At 32.4% G+C, this 17,264-nt stretch carries 19 protein-coding genes; 4 read left to right on the top strand and 15 right to left on the bottom strand.

Going from position 1 to position 17,264, the window contains the following annotated elements:
- Nucleotides 1-59 precede the first annotated feature (59 nt).
- Nucleotides 60-3,332 (bottom strand): choice-of-anchor L domain-containing protein, encoded by a 3,273-nt coding sequence (locus RH82_RS12540; RefSeq protein ID WP_052158330.1) that lies wholly within the window; start codon nt 3,330-3,332, stop codon nt 60-62.
- Between the two features lie 233 nt (nt 3,333-3,565).
- On the opposite strand from RH82_RS12540, the gene RH82_RS19140 reads away from it, so the two are divergent.
- The 4 genes from RH82_RS19140 (at nt 3,566) to RH82_RS12525 (ending at nt 6,971) form a co-directional block, all read left to right on the top strand.
- Entirely contained in the window at nt 3,566-4,000 is a 435-nt protein-coding gene (locus tag RH82_RS19140; protein ID WP_316930935.1) for a thioredoxin domain-containing protein, read from the top strand.
- 114 nt (nt 4,001-4,114) lie between these two features.
- Nucleotides 4,115-5,674: a thioredoxin domain-containing protein gene (locus RH82_RS12535; RefSeq protein WP_316930934.1), complete on the top strand. Its 1,560-nt coding sequence runs from the start codon at nt 4,115-4,117 to the stop codon at nt 5,672-5,674.
- 3 nt (nt 5,675-5,677) lie between these two features.
- Nucleotides 5,678-6,043, top strand: coding sequence for a DUF1304 domain-containing protein (locus RH82_RS12530; protein ID WP_034061194.1), 366 nt, complete (start codon nt 5,678-5,680; stop codon nt 6,041-6,043).
- 115 nt (nt 6,044-6,158) lie between these two features.
- Nucleotides 6,159-6,971: a mechanosensitive ion channel family protein gene (locus RH82_RS12525; RefSeq protein WP_034061192.1), complete on the top strand. Its 813-nt coding sequence runs from the start codon at nt 6,159-6,161 to the stop codon at nt 6,969-6,971.
- On the opposite strand, the gene tsaB is transcribed toward RH82_RS12525, so the two are convergent.
- The 14 genes from tsaB to RH82_RS12460 form a co-directional block, all read right to left on the bottom strand.
- Nucleotides 6,972-7,649: a tRNA (adenosine(37)-N6)-threonylcarbamoyltransferase complex dimerization subunit type 1 TsaB gene (gene tsaB / locus RH82_RS12520; RefSeq protein WP_034061191.1), complete on the bottom strand. Its 678-nt coding sequence runs from the start codon at nt 7,647-7,649 to the stop codon at nt 6,972-6,974.
- 7 nt (nt 7,650-7,656) lie between these two features.
- Nucleotides 7,657-8,994, bottom strand: coding sequence for a TolC family protein (locus tag RH82_RS12515; protein ID WP_162182457.1), 1,338 nt, complete (start codon nt 8,992-8,994; stop codon nt 7,657-7,659).
- Entirely contained in the window at nt 8,981-10,096 is a 1,116-nt protein-coding gene (locus tag RH82_RS12510) for an efflux RND transporter periplasmic adaptor subunit (RefSeq protein WP_034061188.1), read from the bottom strand. Before RH82_RS12510 ends, RH82_RS12515 begins: the two co-directional genes overlap by 14 nt.
- Nucleotides 10,097-10,163: 67 nt before the next feature.
- Entirely contained in the window at nt 10,164-11,405 is a 1,242-nt protein-coding gene (locus RH82_RS12505; protein WP_034061187.1) for an ABC transporter permease, read from the bottom strand.
- The gene (locus tag RH82_RS12500) at nt 11,405-12,634 is read right to left on the bottom strand and encodes an ABC transporter permease (protein ID WP_034061186.1); all 1,230 of its coding nucleotides are present in this window, start codon (nt 12,632-12,634) and stop codon (nt 11,405-11,407) included. Before RH82_RS12500 ends, RH82_RS12505 begins: the two co-directional genes overlap by 1 nt.
- Nucleotides 12,627-13,328 (bottom strand): ABC transporter ATP-binding protein, encoded by a 702-nt coding sequence (locus RH82_RS12495; protein ID WP_034061185.1) that lies wholly within the window; start codon nt 13,326-13,328, stop codon nt 12,627-12,629. The genes RH82_RS12500 and RH82_RS12495 overlap by 8 nt, the downstream gene beginning before the upstream one ends.
- A gap of 104 nt (nt 13,329-13,432) precedes the next feature.
- Complete coding sequence (locus tag RH82_RS12490; protein WP_034061184.1) at nt 13,433-13,723, bottom strand: hypothetical protein; 291 nt, start codon at nt 13,721-13,723, stop codon at nt 13,433-13,435.
- Nucleotides 13,724-13,962: 239 nt separating this feature from the next.
- Nucleotides 13,963-14,184 (bottom strand): hypothetical protein, encoded by a 222-nt coding sequence (locus RH82_RS12485; RefSeq protein WP_034061183.1) that lies wholly within the window; start codon nt 14,182-14,184, stop codon nt 13,963-13,965.
- Between the two features lie 17 nt (nt 14,185-14,201).
- A complete protein-coding gene (locus RH82_RS18435) occupies nt 14,202-14,339 on the bottom strand; it encodes a hypothetical protein (protein ID WP_156112473.1) in 138 nt (45 codons plus the stop codon).
- On the bottom strand, nt 14,329-14,562 hold the full coding sequence (locus tag RH82_RS12480; protein WP_034061182.1) for a hypothetical protein: 234 nt from the start codon (nt 14,560-14,562) through the stop codon (nt 14,329-14,331). The genes RH82_RS18435 and RH82_RS12480 overlap by 11 nt, the downstream gene beginning before the upstream one ends.
- Nucleotides 14,563-14,634: 72 nt before the next feature.
- Complete coding sequence (locus tag RH82_RS12475) at nt 14,635-15,183, bottom strand: DUF420 domain-containing protein (protein ID WP_034061180.1); 549 nt, start codon at nt 15,181-15,183, stop codon at nt 14,635-14,637.
- Between the two features lie 60 nt (nt 15,184-15,243).
- Nucleotides 15,244-15,987 (bottom strand): SCO family protein, encoded by a 744-nt coding sequence (locus tag RH82_RS12470; protein ID WP_034061178.1) that lies wholly within the window; start codon nt 15,985-15,987, stop codon nt 15,244-15,246.
- Nucleotides 15,988-16,032: 45 nt separating this feature from the next.
- Complete coding sequence (locus tag RH82_RS12465) at nt 16,033-16,749, bottom strand: hypothetical protein (protein ID WP_034061177.1); 717 nt, start codon at nt 16,747-16,749, stop codon at nt 16,033-16,035.
- Between the two features lie 88 nt (nt 16,750-16,837).
- On the bottom strand, nt 16,838-17,227 hold the full coding sequence (locus RH82_RS12460) for a cytochrome C oxidase subunit IV family protein (protein WP_034061176.1): 390 nt from the start codon (nt 17,225-17,227) through the stop codon (nt 16,838-16,840).
- Between the last annotated feature and the right edge of the window lie 37 nt (nt 17,228-17,264).

The following is a 17,264-nucleotide window of genomic DNA, read 5'->3' as shown; positions in this document are numbered from 1 at the left end:
AATAATGGGTCTAAATCGTTAGACGTATCTGTGTCTAATAAGTTTAGATCTCTGGTTCTTTAGATTGATAAATTGAAAACAGCAAAGCCATCGGCATCATTATCACAAACTTCTAAGGGTGTTAAATTAGCAGCCGTTGTAATTTGTGGTGTTGGATTTACAGTAAGAACTAATGCTACAAAAGTAGCACAGTCGGTTGCAATGGTTGAACTCTCTACTCTTACATATATGATTTGGGTATCGACTACAATATTATTGTATGGACTAGTTAATGCATTAACATTATTGCCTGCATCTGCCATAGTTTCATGGTAGGTTACGGTAAGTCCTGCTGCGCCTCCTGTGATTTCTAATGTTGTATCTGAGAGTGTAAAGACTCCAAAACCATCACTGTCTGGATCGCAATCTACTAAGGGCGTTGGTGTAAACGCTATTGGTGCTTGCTCCACTAACAAGTCTAAAGTTGTAGTGTCAAAACAGCCGGTAGTAACGTCTTCGACGCGCACAAATATGGTTTGCATATCTGCTGTTGTATTGGTATATAGATTTGGAAGTGCATTGGTTTCTGCGTCAGCATTTGCTTGGTCAATATAATAGGTTACCGAATATGCTGGATTACCACCTGAAATCTCGTTGTTTTTCAGGGTTAAATCAATGAGTGTCATGCCGTCTGGTGTGCCATCATCACAAACTTCTAATGGTGTTGGGATGACTAATACTGGAAGTGAATTAACAACTAAGTCGAATGTAGTATAACCATAACATGTAGGATTAAGAATATCAACTACTCTAACATGAATAGTCTGTATTACTGAAGTATTACTGTAAGTCATAGGGTTAGGAATCACATTTACAGGTGCTTCAGCATCTGATTGAGACTCATAAAAACTTACTATAAAATTCAATGGATCCTGAGTCCCTAGAATCACTGATTCTTGTGCTCTTAAATCGAAAACGGAAATGCCACTATTTGATGAAGCATCACAATCTTCAATATTTAAGGGCTGTATTGCTGTAGCTCTTGGATTTACAATCAAATCAAACACTGCAGTTGGAGATGAAATGTAACATGCTGGATTCTGAATACTTTCAATTCTCACAAAAATAGGTTGAGGATTTAACGTGTTTATAAAAGTATTCGTTAAAGCATTGGTTCCAGCATCGGCATTTGTAAAATCTAGATAGTAAGTGACATTAAAATCTGCAGCTGTTTGGGTTCCAAGTATTGTTGCATCTTGTAAGGTTAGATCAAAAGATTCTGTACCATTATTTGTAGTATCATCACAAACTTCCATGCTTAGAGCAGAGTTTAAAACAATATTTAAATATAAGAGTTGGAAAGTATCAGTTGAAAAACACATTCCAGATTCAGCATCATCTACTCTAATAAATATTGTTTCTCCGTCTGTACCACCATAATTTGTTGGGTTTGGAATAGGAATAATATCCGCATCTGCATCTGCTTGAGAATTATGAAAAGTCACTACAACACTGGCTGGGTCTTGAGTTCCAATTGCTATTGCTTCATTTTCAGTTATATCGAAAATTACTGCTCCACTTCCGTCATTACATTCTGTTAAATCATTAATTGCTTGAACTGTTGGTCCTGGAATAAACTCTATATAAATGGCATCAGAAGTTTGACAACTTGCAGAAAAAACGATGTCTACAGAATAATTCCCTTCTTGAGTAACATCAATAGTAGATCCTGTTTCACCTGTAATTTCATTCCCTTCAAAATACCAAGTATGAGTTGCCGTATCTAACGAAGTATCTAAAGTAACAGCTGTACCTTGACATTCAGAAGTACCTGCATTAATAGTAATATCATCACCTAAATCTCCACCTAAATCAAAAGAACCAGCTCCAAGAAAAACTGCTGCATCAAAAGCATTGTCTAAAGCATCTGCAATTACTAACTTAATTGTATATGTGTTGTTAGGAGTTACGATAGAAGAAGCAGTCATTGGTACTGTATATCCCAAGAAATTTGTTGGGTTATTAGTCTCCGGCAAACCTCCAGTTCCATAATAAGCATCAAAAAAAGCAGGATTAGCAGATGGGCAACCTCCATTCCACATATTATCTCTTACAGTAAAAACAGTTACAATATCTGTAGTCCCTGGCACCAATGCCAAATTCGTTGTAACACCTGTAACTTGGTCTGTTAACAAGAATGCGAATGCATCTGTATAGCCACATTGAAATGTCCCATATTCTTCAGAAGCAAAAATAAAATCAAAACTTATAGTGTTAGCAATGGGCACAAAATCGAACTGAAGGTAGGACGCATTGTTAGTATTTGTACCACCAATTTGGGCTTCTAAATCAGCATCACCTGGCCATGCTCCATTACCTTCACTTTGAGTTCCACTTTCTGGGCCTTCCGAAGCAACAGCACTTCCAGACGATAAAATTATTCCACCTTCAAATCCAAAAGCTCCTGGTATTGCAGTAAAAGAACCAATTCCATTAACAGACCCAAAGTCACTTCCTGTACTAGAGGTGATATTAGATACTTGAGCACATGCGCTATCTATTAAAACGTCTACAACTAATTGTTGATCTGTTAAAGTAGTATCTACAGTTATATAAGGGCTTAACACTTCAACAGTAATTGTAACAGATTCAGAGCAACCAGTAGGATTGGTATCTGTAACTGTGTATGTAGTAGTAAATGTACCTATTGTATTAAACTGATGACTAACAGCCGCGCCAGCCGCAGTACCACCATCTCCAAAATTCCAACTTGAAGTTGCTCCTGTTCCATCTTCAGAAAAAGTAGCACTACCTGTAAAATCTACTGAACCACCCGCAGGAATTTGAACTATTCCTCCTACATCTGCAACAGGATCTGTAGTATCTATTGTTGGTGTTATTGTTTGACAAGATTGTAAACACAATATGTTCGCTACCCAACCAGTAGTGTTACCAGAACTATTACTTACAAACTGTAATGTAATACAACCAGTAGTACTTGTAGGAGAAGCTGTTATTGTTTGTGGATTGTTAGATGCACCAGCACCAGAATAAGACCCTATTACTGCACCAGTAATATCGTCGCCATCATAAATAGTAAGAACATCTCCTACTACTCCACCAACCGGTCCTTGGGTACTAAATTGAGTGAAATCTAGCTGTATAAATTGATCAGGAGCATCCGGACAAATAGTTAAAACAAAATTCTCGTCGCTAGAATAATTTGAAGTGCCTCCAGAGTCAAATAATGTTCCTGAACATTGGTTAACAGTTCCGTTTTGCATCAAAACATCTTGAGCAAAAAGAAATGTTGAAGAAAATATTAAAAATAAAACTAGGGTAAAATTCTTCATCTATGAATGGTTTTTATTTGAAATTTAGGTAATGTACAATAATACTAATAATTTACTAAAAAACATACAGTATTCAAGCCCTCTTATAGTATTATAAATTACAATTTTATTATTTATCGCTTTCAAAAACAGTTAAACTGTTATAGACATATAACAACCGCAAACAAATTATTCCTACCTTATCTAGAATTAAATGTAAAATATTTTTATACATTGGTTGTTTAACATCGTTTATGAAGAAACTATTCACTTTTATATTCATTCTACTACTAACCAATTGTAATGCACAAAAAAAAGATACTGTGACTCACAAATACACCAATAATTTAGTTAACGAAACCAGTCCTTATCTCCTTCAACATGCTCATAATCCTGTAAATTGGAACGCGTGGAACTCTAATACTTTGGAATCCGCAAAAGAATCTAACAAACTTATTATTATTAGTGTTGGTTATGCTGCTTGCCATTGGTGCCATGTTATGGAACATGAAAGTTTTGAAGATGAAGCCGTAGCACAAGTAATGAATAGTAACTTTATTAATATTAAAGTTGATCGCGAAGAGCGACCTGATATTGATCAAGTTTATATGAATGCTGTCCAGCTATTGACAGGTCGTGGCGGTTGGCCAATGAATGTTATTGCACTTCCAGATGGAAGACCTGTATAGGGAGGAACGTATTTTAAAAAAGACGAATGGATTAGTGCATTAAGCCAAATTTCTGAATTATATAAAAAACAACCTGGGAAACTAGAAGAATATGCTACTAAACTTGAGCAAGGCATGAAATCTGTTGCTGTTGTTTCTGTGAACCCTGAAGCTCCAAAATTTAAAACCGAATATATTAATGAAGCCGTTGAAAACTGGACAAAACATTTCGATAATAAACAAGGAGGCATGAATCGTGCTCCAAAGTTTATGATGCCAAATAATTATCATTTTTTAATGCGTTATGCGTTTCAAAACAAAAATGAAAATATCACGAAATTTGTAGATAACACGTTAACAAAAATGGCATTTGGCGGTGTTTACGATCAAGTAGGTGGTGGGTTCTCTCGTTATTCTGTTGATAAAAAATGGCATGTGCCACATTTCGAGAAAATGCTTTACGATAATGGACAACTCGTTAGTTTATATGCCGATGCCTATTTGATTACAAAAAAAGAATTATATAAAGACGTTGTAATTGAAACTCTCGAATTTATAGAAAGAGAACTAACAGATAACAATGGTGCTTTCTATTCTTCTTTAGATGCAGATAGTTTAACAGCATCCGGAGCACTAGAAGAAGGTGCTTTTTATGTTTGGACTAAAGACAACTTAAAATTGATATTGAAAGAAGATTTTGATTTGTTTTCAAACTATTACAACGTAAACAACTATGGTTTTTGGGAACATGAAAATTATATTCTAATTAGAAATAAAACTGATGAGAACTTTATTAAAAAAGATAATATTTTACTTGAAACTTTAAAAACAAAGAAAGCAAAATGGCACGCTCTTCTATTAACAGAAAGAGAGAAAAGAAAGCGCCCGAGATTAGATGACAAAATTCTAACGTCTTGGAATGCGTTAATGTTAAAAGGATATGTTGATGCTTATCGTGTTATAAAAGACAAAAAATATCTTGATATTGCTATAAAAAATGGGCAATTCCTTTTAAATAATCAATTAAAAAAAGATGGAAGTTTGTACCATAATTATAAAGATGGAAAATCGAGTATTAATGGATTTTTAGAAGATTACGCGACTACTATTGATGCATTTATGGCATTATATGAAATTACTTTAGATGATAAATGGCTAAATACAGCAAAGGCATTAACCGATTATTGTTTTGATGCCTTTTTTAACGACACTAATAAAATGTTCTATTTTACTTCTAATAAAGATGAACAACTAGTCACTAAAACCATTGAGTATCGCGATAATGTAATCCCGGCGAGCAACTCAATGTTTGCTAAAAATTTATTTAGGCTTTCTCATTATTTCGATAATGAATACTATTTAAAAACAGCGACAGCAATGCTTAACAATGTGAAACCAGAAATTAAAGACTATGGTTCTGGTTATTCTAATTGGTTAGACTTAATGTTAAATTACACAGAACCTTTTTACGAAGTAGCTATTGTTGGTAGTCAATATAAAAATAAAATTGAAGAATTAAACACACATTACATTCCTAATAAAGTAATAGTTGGCAGTCAAAAGGATAGCAAGTTACCTTTATTAGAAAACAGATATATTGAAAACGAAACGCTAATCTATATTTGTATAAATAAGGCTTGTAACTTGCCTGTTAGTGAAGTAGAGAAAGCAATTAACTTAATAAACTACAACTAATTTATGAATGCAATAATTTACATACTCGTTACATCGATAGCCTTACTTCATTTCTATTTTTTTATACTAGAAATGTTTTTATGGACGACACCAAAAGGCATAAAAGCCTTTGGATTGGAAAGCAAAGCATTTGCTGAAAAAACGAAAGTTCTGGCAGCAAATCAAGGTTTATATAATGGTTTTTTAGCTGCAGGTTTAATTTTCGGACTATTACTTAAAAACACAAATATTATAAGCTTCTTTTTAAGTTGCGTTATTATTGCTGGTATTTACGGAGCATATTCAACTAAAAAAATACGCTTATTCTATTTTCAATCTGTTCCTGCAATAATAGCAATAATTATTATACTTATTCAATTAAGTAGATAATACACCCTAACGTTTTTATTTACATTATATAGCTTTAAAAAAAATATTTAAAAAAAAATTAGTCGTACATAAATTATAATTATTTTTGCACATTATAATAACAAACAATAAAAATATGGATATTGAAAAATGGTTAGACAAAGGGATTGACTTTGCAACAGATTATGGATTAAAAATTGTTGGTGCAATAATTATATGGATTATTGGTTCATGGATAATAAAAAAATTGCTAAAACAAATTGGCAACGTCATGTCGAAAAGAGGTCACGATGAAAGCTTAAAAGGATTTTTATTAAACTTGATTAGTTGGCTTTTAAAAATCCTACTAATATTAGCTATTCTAGCCCAATTAGGTGTAGAAACCACTTCTTTCGCTGCCGTTCTAGCTGCTGCCGGTTTAGCTGTTGGTTTGGCGCTACAAGGCTCTTTATCTAATTTTGCGGGAGGTGTTCTTATTATGATTTTTAAACCCATTAAGATTGGTGATTTAATAGAAGCACAAGGCGCAACAGGAGTTGTTAAAGAAATTGAAATTTTCACAACTAAGCTTACAGGGTTATCTAATCGTGAAATTATTATTCCAAATGGATCTCTATCTAATGGTAATATAATTAATTTTTCTACTGAAGGAACACGAAGAGTTGATCTAGTGTTTGGCGTTGGTTATGACTCTGATATTAAACAAACAAAATCTGTATTGCTTAATGTATTAAAAAACCACCCAAAAGTATTACAAGATCCTACTCCAACTGTAAATGTTTTGGAGTTAGCAGATAGCTCTATAAACTTTGCTGTAAGACCTTGGTGTAAAACAGAACATTACTGGGATGTTTATTTTGATATAACAGAGCAAACTAAAGAAGCTTTAGATGCTGCTGGAATCGAAATACCTTATCCGCATCAAGTAGAAATAAAAAAACAAGGATAATTATTTTTTAGGCTTGGGTTTTAAAGCCACAAAATCTTTTAAATAATAAGGTTCAAAATAAGCGACATCTTCGGTGTCGCTTTTTTTGTGCTTTAAAAAAGCCAAAGCACTCATCTGTTTTGCAGATGGTAATCTGTCTTCAACAAAAACAGCATTTTCATGGTTTAGAAGCGTTTTAGTTTTCTCAACACCATTTCCAACAAAGTAAACTTTGCCATTCGATAACTCTTCTGCAAAAGAAGACTCATCTAAAACTTGAGCTTCAATGGTTCTTATTTGTTTTAATTCTGAAGAAAAAATAGCAGAATAGACTTCCATACGTCTAGCATCTAGCATTGGTACAATAACACCACTCTGCGCTTTAACTTGATGCGCTAAAGCTTCAAGGGTAGAAATAGAAATTAAAGGAATATCTAAAGCATAACAAAGACCTTTTGCTGCCGAAACACCAATACGTAATCCTGTATAAGATCCAGGACCTTTACTAACAGCAATAGCATCTAATTGTGTTCTCTCTATGTTGGCTTCGCGAAGCGTTTCATCTATAAAAACATGTAAACGTTCGGCATGAGAATAGTTGTTACTATAATCTTCTTTTAAAAGCAAAGTCTCACCATCTTTAGATAGTGAGACAGAGCAATTTGTTGTTGCGGTTTCTATACTTAATATTAAAGCCAAAATTTATTTATTGCGTTATTGGTTTTCCAAAGTAGAAATCTAACACTTTTGTTTTAAAAACAAAATCATATTTAGCATTAATTAAAGAAGCTTCTGCATTTACTAATCTTAATCGTGATTGCTCAAGATCGAAAGCATTCAAGACACCAATATTATAACGTTCTTCGGAATTACCAAAAGCCAATTTCTGAGCTTCCAATGACACTTTTGCAGCTTCATAAGCTCTAAATGCAGCCTTTGCATCCGTAAACGCACGTTGTATATTAGCTTCTAAGGCTAATTTTGTTTGTTCTAAACCTAATAATGCGTTTTGCTCTTGAATTTGAGATTTAGCAACTGCCGTTTTGTTCTGATATCCAGAAAATATTGGCACATTAACGCTTAATCTAAAACTATGTGATTTTTGGTCATTAAGTTGTTGAAAAAAAGCATCTTCAGTATCTGTTAAATTAGTAAAGAAAGCGTTAGACCCGAAACCATATCCTGCTGATACACTTGGATAAAATCCACTTTTAGAAATTTCTGTACTTAATTTAGAACTTTCAATGTTTTTTTCCGCTACTTTAATTTCACTTCTATTTTCTATTGCATAACTTAAAATTGGAGCAATATCATCGTACATTAATTCGGCAGATGGATCATCTATTTCAATAACCGCAACATCGAATCCAGCAAAATCTATTTGTAGCAATTGCGATAATGATAATAAAGACAATTCATAGTTGTTTTCGGCTACTGTAACACCTTGCAAATCGAGACTTAATGTTGCTTGCGCATCATAAATATTAGCTTGAGGTTGCACTCCTGCATCCACTAGTTCTTGAACTTGATCCAGTTGTTTTTTAGAAAACTCGTACTGCGCTTTAGAAGTCTGTAAGTTCTCCTTATTAAACAAAATATTTAAATATGAGTTGACAACATTAAGCGAAATATCGTCCTTGACACGTTGTAATTCAAGCTCATTAGTTTCAAGATTTAACTGTGATTGTTTATATAAATTAGTTAATCTAAATCCGTTAAAAATAGTTTGGTTAGCGTTAATTCCAAAATTAGTACTGTTCGATGTTCTATCTACAAACTGACCAGGAAACAATTCTGTATTACCTACAGAAGTATTATGACCTGCATTACCACTAACCGTTGGTAAAAACGAGCCTTTAGCGGCTTTAATATCTTGTTCGTTTAACAGTAATGTATTCTGGGCTTGCACAATAGAAATATTCTTTTCCAATGCATGATCTACACATTCTTGTAAAGACCAGACTTTACCTTGACTATAACTGTAGGTTGAAAAACTAAGTAACAAACCTAAAGTTAATATTTTTAAATTATTAATCTTCATCATCATTATCTTCTTTAGAGGCTTTATTCCATACCTTGATTTTATCACCTTCGGCAACACCTTCGGTAATTTCTACATTAATTCCATCAGATAATCCTAAGGTTACGTTTTCTTTTTTAAACTTACCATCCCCTGTTTCTATTTCAACAAAGGGCTTTTCAGTAATTCTATTAAACTGAAGTAAAGATTCTTTAATAACCATAACGCTATCCCTACTTTCCATTTCAATCTCCGCATTTGCACTATAACCAGCTCTAATTTTTGTAGATGGTTCTACTTCTACATCTGCCTTAATAGTAAACTGTACTGCTCCATTTTCTTCCATTCCTTTTGGAGCAACGAACGTTAATTTTGCTGGAAACTCTTTTTCTCCTATAGCTCCTAGAATCACTTTTATCTCTTTTCCTTCTTCTAGTTTACCTACTTCAGCTTCATCTACTTTACCTTCAAAAATCATTTTGCTCATATCTGCAATAAAAGCGATTGTTGTTCCTGCATTAAAGTTATTACTCTCAATAACTTGATCTCCTTCACGAACAGGGATTTCCAAAATAGTTCCAGCAATAAGCGCCGTAATATTAGTATTTGCAGAACCACCTCCAGACAACGAGCCTCTTTTAATAATTTGATAATTATTTTTAGCTTGTCTTAAGGTTTCGTTAGATTGGTTTAATGCTAGCTCACTATTTTCAAAATCTTGTCTTGAAATCACACCCTTATCAAACAAGGCTTTATTTCTATCATAAATCGTTTTAGAATTATTATAGCCTAATTGAGCAGTAGCTATTTGTCCATTTGCACCAACTAAACTTTGCTCGTTAGGCACTACTCGAATTTTAGCAATAACATCTCCTTTTTTAACTATATCACCTTCCTCCACCAGAATTTTGTCTACAATTCCACCAATTTGCGGCTTTAATTCAATTTCTTCTTCAGGGTTCAATTTCCCTGTAGCTACTGTTTTTGTATTAATAGACGTGAAAAACGGCTGTGCTGTTTTAAAATCTTCAACAGATTTTGAATTAGAATCTTTAAAATACTTTAGCACAAATATAAGTGCTATAAGCAATCCTAATCCTACAATAATTTTTAATGCTTTCTTCATTTGTAAATTTAATTTTTGTCAGTTGATTTAAAAGCTATGCGCTTTCTGTTTTATTTTTGATTGATTATTATTCTTCTCTTAAGGCATCAATTGGTTTAATACTTGTTGCTTTAAAAGCCGGAATTAGCCCTATTAATGTTCCTAATATTACTAGTATAAGCAACGCAATAAAGACTACTGTAATTGATACTGATGCATTGACTAAAACGGCCTCTCCCCCTCCTCCAAAGGCACTATCTAAAGCAATTAATATCCAACCGCCACTTATAATTCCAAACAAGCCTGCTAAAATTGTAATAAATACTGCCTCAACTACAATTTGCCTTTTTATTTCGAAAGGTGTTGCACCTAAAGCACGGCGCACTCCAATCTCTTTTGTTCTTTCTTTTACTGTAATTAATAAAATATTTCCAATTGCAAATACACCTGCAATTAAAGTTGCGATACCTACAAACCATGTTAGAAATTGCATGCCTGATAAAAAACTTGTAAACTTGGCAAACTCTTTTCCTAAGTTAAAACTGCCAAAAGCACGATTATCTTCAGGGTGGACTTTGTTCAAATTCCTTAAAATTAGTTTTGCATCTGCTTCAATTTGAACAATATCAGACTCTGGTTTACCGGTAATCATCATAAAACCAATATTTTCACCCATATTGTATATTTGCTGAAAGGTAGAGAACGGAATATGCATATCGTCTGTTGGGCCCATGTTCGCACCAGCTGTTTCAAACATACCAACAACTTTAAAATTCATTCCATTAAGCTGTATGTATTCGTCTATCATCTCCTCATCTTTTTCAAAGAGTTGTTTATATATTTCTTCAGAAATAACAACTACTTTTCTTTTCTCATCTATATCCGTTTGGTTAATAAAACGACCGTACATCATTTTCTTTTTCTGCACTTTATCCAATAATGGATAATCACCACCAACTCGAAAGCTTCCAGATAAAAAATCATGAATAACCAAAGCTTGATTTCGATTTCTTGGCACCACAAATTCGATACCATCAACGTTTTCTTCTATTTTTTTAGCATCACTTATTTTAAGTTGAACAAATCTTCCTTCTTGAAAACCTTTAAAAGGTTTACTAGTACTTTGAGCCCAAACAAAAACGCTATTAGTAGCAAAACTACCAAACAAACGATTGAATGAGTTCTCTAAACCTTTTGCTGAACCTAAAAGCCCTATAAGTAGTAAAATCCCCCACCAAACACCAACCATTGTTAGTGCAGAACGAAGTTTATTTTTACTTAAACTATCGTAAACTTCTTGCCATGTATCTCTTTCAAATAAAAACATAATTAATTATCTCTTAGTGCTACAATAGGTTTAATTCTTGATGCCTTCTTGGCTGGCAGATATCCTGCAATTGCTCCTGCAATAATCAAAGTGATTAATGCTCCAATGACTATACTCCAGCTTACTGAAGGGTCTTTAATAAAAAATTCTTCTAATATAGGTTTTGCTAATTCTAAGACGCCCATACCTAATAGCAACCCTAAAAAACCTGCTATTATCGTTATTAAAATAGATTCTAATAAAATAATAGAAACAATAGATTTTGGTTCTGCTCCTAATGCTTTTCGAATACCAATTTCTTTAGTACGTTCTTTAACTATAAAAATCATCATATTGCTAATACCAACAATACCCGCTATTAGTGTTCCGAAACCAATAACCAAAACCATAACACCTAAACCTCCTGTCATTTGGTTTACTATCTTAGATTCGTTGGCTAAATTTCTTACTCGAATAGCACGTTGATCGTTTTGGGAAACCATAAAACGCTCTTTTAATTTTTTAGTTAGCATATTACTAAACCCAATAGCCGCATCGAAATCCATCTCTGGGTTGTAGGTTAAATTAATCTGGTCGACATAGTCGTTATTGCCATAAATTTGCTGCGCTGTAGATACTGGCATATATATTAATCGTTCTTCATTGTCTCCTCCATCATCACTAAAAACACCTACAACTTTGTATTGTATGCCATTAAGATTTATATACTTTCCGATAGCTGTTGTTTTTAAAAACAAATCTTCTTCTACTAAACGGCCAATAATAACGACCTTGGTTTTGTTTTTGATGTCTGATTGGTTTATAAAACGGCCATACGTTACTAAAGTGTTTTCCAAATATTGGTGATCTGGATTTACCGCACGAATGGTATAATTGCTTTTTTCATTTCTAAAAGATGCTGTTACATTTAAATAGACTCTTGAGGTAATGTATTGTACTTTGTCATCAAACTCTTCTTTAATCCAAGCTTGATCTTCATTTTTAAACTGAATGCGACGACCAGCTTGCAAACCATTACTAGCTTTAGATGTTTTACCAGAATTAATAAAAATTGAGTTTGAAGCATCGTCTACAAAAGCTGTATCGAAAGTATTTACTAAGCCATTTACTATTCCAAATAAAATAGCAAATAATGAAATAGCAAACGCCACAGTAAAGCCAGAGAGTAAACTTCTGGTTTTATTCATATTAATACTTTGAAAAATTTCTCTCCAGAGATCTCTATCAAACATGTTGCAATGCTCTTACTTGGTTTATAAATACATCTTCCATAATAACGCCATCTTTTAATCTTACAATACGCTTGCACATATTAGCTATATCCTCTTCGTGAGTTACCATTAAAATAGTTTTACCTTCATCGTTAAGCGATTGAATAAAATCCATGATCTCATAAGATGTTGTGGTATCTAAAGCTCCTGTTGGTTCATCTGCCAATAATAATTTTGGGTTTGCCGCTAAAGCTCTTGCAATAGCTACACGTTGCTTTTGTCCACCAGACAACTCGTTAGGTAAGTGTGTTGCCCACTTTTTTAAACCTACTTTTTCTAAATGAAATAATGCTTTCTCAATACGTTCTTTACGTTTTAACCCTTGATAATAAAGAGGTAGAGCAACATTATCTAATGCGCTTTTATAATTTATTAAGTTGAAAGATTGAAAAATAAAACCTAAAAACTTATTTCTATAAATAGCTGCTTTTTTTTCGGTAAGGTCCTTAATGGGCACATTATCTAAAATATATTCACCTTCATCTGCTTCATCAAGCATTCCTATAATGTTAAGTAAGGTAGATTTTCCTGATCCCGAAGAACCCATAATAGCAACCATCTCTCCAGCTTCTACAGATAGATCGATACCTTTTAAAACATGTAAACTAGAATCTCCAATAGGGTAAGACTTGTGAAGCTTATTTATTTTGAGCATAATTAATTGATTTTTTGATTGACGTTAAGCACATCATATCCATTAGACTGCAAAGGACTTTATTTGTTACAAGAATTATGTAAAAAATATGTTAAAAAAGAATATCACTCTTTAATAAACTTAACATTAAGTGTAAGCATTGGATTAGAAAAACAAATTTTTGTTTTTGAAAAAGGTTTTTTAGATTTATATTTCGTCTTACTTAAACGCCAAGGTTTTCCTCTAAAACTTTTATAAGTTAGCGCTTTGACTGCATAAGTCCATTTTAACACGGGAGCTATTACATACATTAATGATTTAGGTTTTTTGTTATTAGAATTAACAGGAGTAATAGAAACAAAAAGACCTTTTTTTGGAAGTGGAATATTATAATCTTTAACATCAAGTTTAAACACTTGATTTTTGCTTTCTGGTTTTATGGTATTTTTTTTGTTGACAACAATGTACTTGGTGACATTTTCAAGCTATCTTTGTTATAGAATTTAATTTGATAATACGCGGAGTGTACCTCGTAAATTTTATTTTTATTTCCTTTAAAAGTGATTTTTACAGATTCTATTATTCCTTTTTTTTCTTCTGTATTTCTAATAAAAACAGCATTTTCATATCCAAAAGGCTCAGAGCTTCCGTATTTCTATAATTGCCTATTTTCTCCAAAAGTTTTAACTGAAGTATATTTTGCTTTTTTAACTTCCAAAACAACTTCATCTAAAGTGTTTAGTTCTTCTTCTAAAATAATTGTTTTGTTAGGATTTGAAAGAAATGTTGAAATCAGAAATTTTTGAGGAATAAAACCAATGTAGGAAACCAAAAGACTATCTGTTAAATACGCTCTTTTTATTTCGAAAGAAAACAATCCTTTCTAGTTTGTGCTCAAACAATATTTTTAGAATGTAATGTAGCATTAGCATATTCTAATGGTAAATTAAATTCTTTTGAAACCACCTTTCCTTCAATTGTAGTTTGCGCATTTAAATATAAACCAAATAGAATAAAAATCTTATTTGCCAATAGATTCTTTTTTAGATCTAAAATATTTCCAATAAATAGCAAAACCAACACTAAAAACTAAAACATAAGGTATTGCCATTAAATAAATAATACCGTCATTAATACTTTGTGCTGCGCCTTGACCCTCTTCGTTTTCTAACACAGCTCTGCACATTGCACATTGTGCATTTGTTTTAATGAAAAAGAGAAAGGATAAGAGAATAAAGAGTATTTTAGTTTTCATATTTGACAGATTCTTCGACTCCGATAACAATCGGAATGCTCTGAATGAGAGTTGCATTTTTTGAATGGTAGTTTAAACGTAATAAGGAGATATCATTAAATACACAATAACACCAGTTACAGCAACATATAGCCATAATGGAAATGTGATACGTGCTATTTTTTTGTGTCTCTCAAAATTATTAGAAATTGCTCTTACATAAGTTATTAATACAAAAGGTATTACCACAATAGACAATAAAATATGTGTTATTAATATTAAATAATAAACGTATGCAATCACGCCTTCTCCTCCAAACTTGGTAGAATCGCTCGTCATATGATATGCTATATATAATAACAAGAATACTACTGATAATAAGATGGCGAATTTCATTAACCTTTCGTGAAGCCTTCTATTGCCTTTCTTTATTGCCCAAAGCGCTAATAACAAAACAATAGCTGTGCAACCGTTTATGGTTGCATAAATAGAAGGCAAAAAAGTTAATGGCTCGACCTTGATACCTAGATCTTTTAATTTAACACCAAATAAAGCCGCAACGGCTAGAGGAACAACAACGGATAGTATAACAATCCATTTGTTGTATTTTTTTTCGTTTTGTATGTTCTCTGCTGAATTCATTATTTCTTCTTGCCTCAATTTATTGTACATCAAAATAACTCGAAATACTTTTAAATATAACTACTCGTTTAGTAATTTCTTAATATCTTCTTTTAGCATCGTAATTTCCTGCTCATTACCGTCTTCGTCCATTTTCTCTTGTTCGCTAATAATACCTTTATAAAATATTTTAGGATTACCAAAAGCATCTAATCTAGAACGAATAAAACCGTTTTTATCTATTAAAGCAAAATCTCCTGAGTGCTCAAAACCAATCTCATCGTCTTGTACTTTACCTACAAATATGTTAAAACCAATATTTGCTAAGTCGTAAATATCTTTTTCTTCTCCAGTCATTAAATGCCAATTCGGGTTGGTAATTCCGTATTTATTTGCATAAGCCTTTAAAATTTCTGGAGTGTCCAACTCTGGAGTTATTGAAAAGGAAGCAATACCAAAATCGGTATTGATTTTATATGTGTTTTGGATATCTACTAAGTTTCTATTCATTCTAGGACAAATAGTAGGGCAAGTAGTAAAAAAGAATTCTACGACATATACTTTCCCTTTATAATCCTCTTGAGAAATTATTTTCCCTTCTTGATTTGTAAAGCTAAACGCAGGTACTTTTTTAGGAGTTCCGTTAATTTCTATAAACGATAATTGGCCTTTATCCTCAAAGTTATTGTCTTGCCCAACATCCATTCTATTATTACGCGTGATGTCGTTATTCTTTATTCTATCCACTATTTTTGGAATAAAAATAATTCCGAATAAAAGAATAATAAAAGCGATACTGATGTATGAGTAATTATTTTTTTTCATTTTACTATGATTAAAACTCTTCGACAAGTTAAAATGTTAATATCATTATTTATCTGGATTAAGATCTTTGGCTCTTCGGTTTGAGGAGTCTATTTTATTTCTTCCAGATTTCCTATATTCTTCTAGCAGCACACGCACATCTTCGGCTGCTAATTTGTTTTTTATAATTGAAACTTCAGAACAATTGTAGGCTGTAAGCGGATAGATTTTTACTCCTTTTTCAATCTCTTTTTTAGTTCTATCGTCTAAACGACCGCGCTGATTTAGCTCTTTATCAATTACAAAAACACCATTTGTAGAGCGCGTATTATCCAATTGCAAACTTGTTCTTAGACTATTAAACAGTTTATTAATGTCGCTATCACTAGCATATACAAAATGCCAGTATTTGTGTTCGCTATACTTATTTAGTTCTTGAATTAATCTACTCGTTTTATCTTGAGAGTCTTTAGTCACTACCATAACAATTTGAAACTTTTTAAAGCCTTTAAACTTATTATAAACAAGCTCTTTAAGGTTTGAAGCTTCAACTATTCTAGATTCTGGATCACTACCTAAAAAGCCTAATACTGTAATATGGTCTTTTAAGAGAATGTCGGAATTTGTTACGGATGATAAATTAGAAATATCAAGCACTTCTTCTTTTACAACGTCAAGTATATTATAATTGTTTGTAGCAGGATATAACATGAGTAAAAACACTACAGGAAGAAAAAATAGTATTACAAGAATTACGTATTTTTTAATGGCCTTTTTACTCATTTCACTCTATAATTTAATTGAGTTACAAAAATAAAAAAAGGTGGTTTAAAAAAACCACCTTTTACTATCTTTTAACTTATGTTTCTAATTAAAAATCTTTTTTAACAAATCCGTTGGTATAAACACCTTCAATATAACCTGCTTCTTGCAATAGAATGAACACTAAATAACAGATTAAGAATACCGCTGTCCAAACCACCATACGTCTTAAAGCTTTGGTTTCATCACGCATGTGCATAAAATCCCAAGTAATATAATAGGCTTTAACTAATGTTAGGATGATAAAGATCCAGTTAATAGCCTTCATTCCCAAGATAGCATCTCTAAAAATTTGTGGCAATTCAGCTTTATATATACCCAACACTACTTCAACAGCTGTAATAACTGTTAAGAATACTAAAACACCCCAAATTTTTGTAATGTTAGATTTGAACTTTACTAATCCTCTAAAGATTTCTAATTTATGCTCTTGTGCCATTTTTGATACTATTTTTTTTTAGATTTCCTTATTCAAG

The sequence above is a fragment of the Lacinutrix jangbogonensis genome (genome assembly GCF_000797445.1).
Lineage (GTDB): Bacteria > Bacteroidota > Bacteroidia > Flavobacteriales > Flavobacteriaceae > Lacinutrix > Lacinutrix jangbogonensis.
This window is presented reverse-complemented; position numbering and strand designations above follow the sequence as displayed.

What these genes read in the sequence shown, in the direction of transcription:
- RH82_RS12540 (WP_052158330.1), bottom strand. Translation starts at nt 3,332, where the DNA reads ATGAAGAATTTTACCCTAGTTTTATTTTTAATATTTTCTTCAACATTT.
- RH82_RS19140 (WP_316930935.1), top strand. Translation starts at nt 3,566, where the DNA reads ATGAAGAAACTATTCACTTTTATATTCATTCTACTACTAACCAATTGT.
- RH82_RS12535 (WP_316930934.1), top strand. Translation starts at nt 4,115, where the DNA reads ATGAAATCTGTTGCTGTTGTTTCTGTGAACCCTGAAGCTCCAAAATTT.
- RH82_RS12530 (WP_034061194.1), top strand. Translation starts at nt 5,678, where the DNA reads ATGAATGCAATAATTTACATACTCGTTACATCGATAGCCTTACTTCAT.
- RH82_RS12525 (WP_034061192.1), top strand. Translation starts at nt 6,159, where the DNA reads ATGGATATTGAAAAATGGTTAGACAAAGGGATTGACTTTGCAACAGAT.
- RH82_RS12515 (WP_162182457.1), bottom strand. Translation starts at nt 8,994, where the DNA reads ATGATGAAGATTAATAATTTAAAAATATTAACTTTAGGTTTGTTACTT.
- RH82_RS12510 (WP_034061188.1), bottom strand. Translation starts at nt 10,096, where the DNA reads ATGAAGAAAGCATTAAAAATTATTGTAGGATTAGGATTGCTTATAGCA.
- RH82_RS12500 (WP_034061186.1), bottom strand. Translation starts at nt 12,634, where the DNA reads ATGTTTGATAGAGATCTCTGGAGAGAAATTTTTCAAAGTATTAATATG.
- RH82_RS12495 (WP_034061185.1), bottom strand. Translation starts at nt 13,328, where the DNA reads ATGCTCAAAATAAATAAGCTTCACAAGTCTTACCCTATTGGAGATTCT.
- RH82_RS12480 (WP_034061182.1), bottom strand. Translation starts at nt 14,562, where the DNA reads ATGAAAACTAAAATACTCTTTATTCTCTTATCCTTTCTCTTTTTCATT.
- RH82_RS12475 (WP_034061180.1), bottom strand. Translation starts at nt 15,183, where the DNA reads ATGAATTCAGCAGAGAACATACAAAACGAAAAAAAATACAACAAATGG.
- RH82_RS12470 (WP_034061178.1), bottom strand. Translation starts at nt 15,987, where the DNA reads ATGAAAAAAAATAATTACTCATACATCAGTATCGCTTTTATTATTCTT.
- RH82_RS12465 (WP_034061177.1), bottom strand. Translation starts at nt 16,749, where the DNA reads ATGAGTAAAAAGGCCATTAAAAAATACGTAATTCTTGTAATACTATTT.
- RH82_RS12460 (WP_034061176.1), bottom strand. Translation starts at nt 17,227, where the DNA reads ATGGCACAAGAGCATAAATTAGAAATCTTTAGAGGATTAGTAAAGTTC.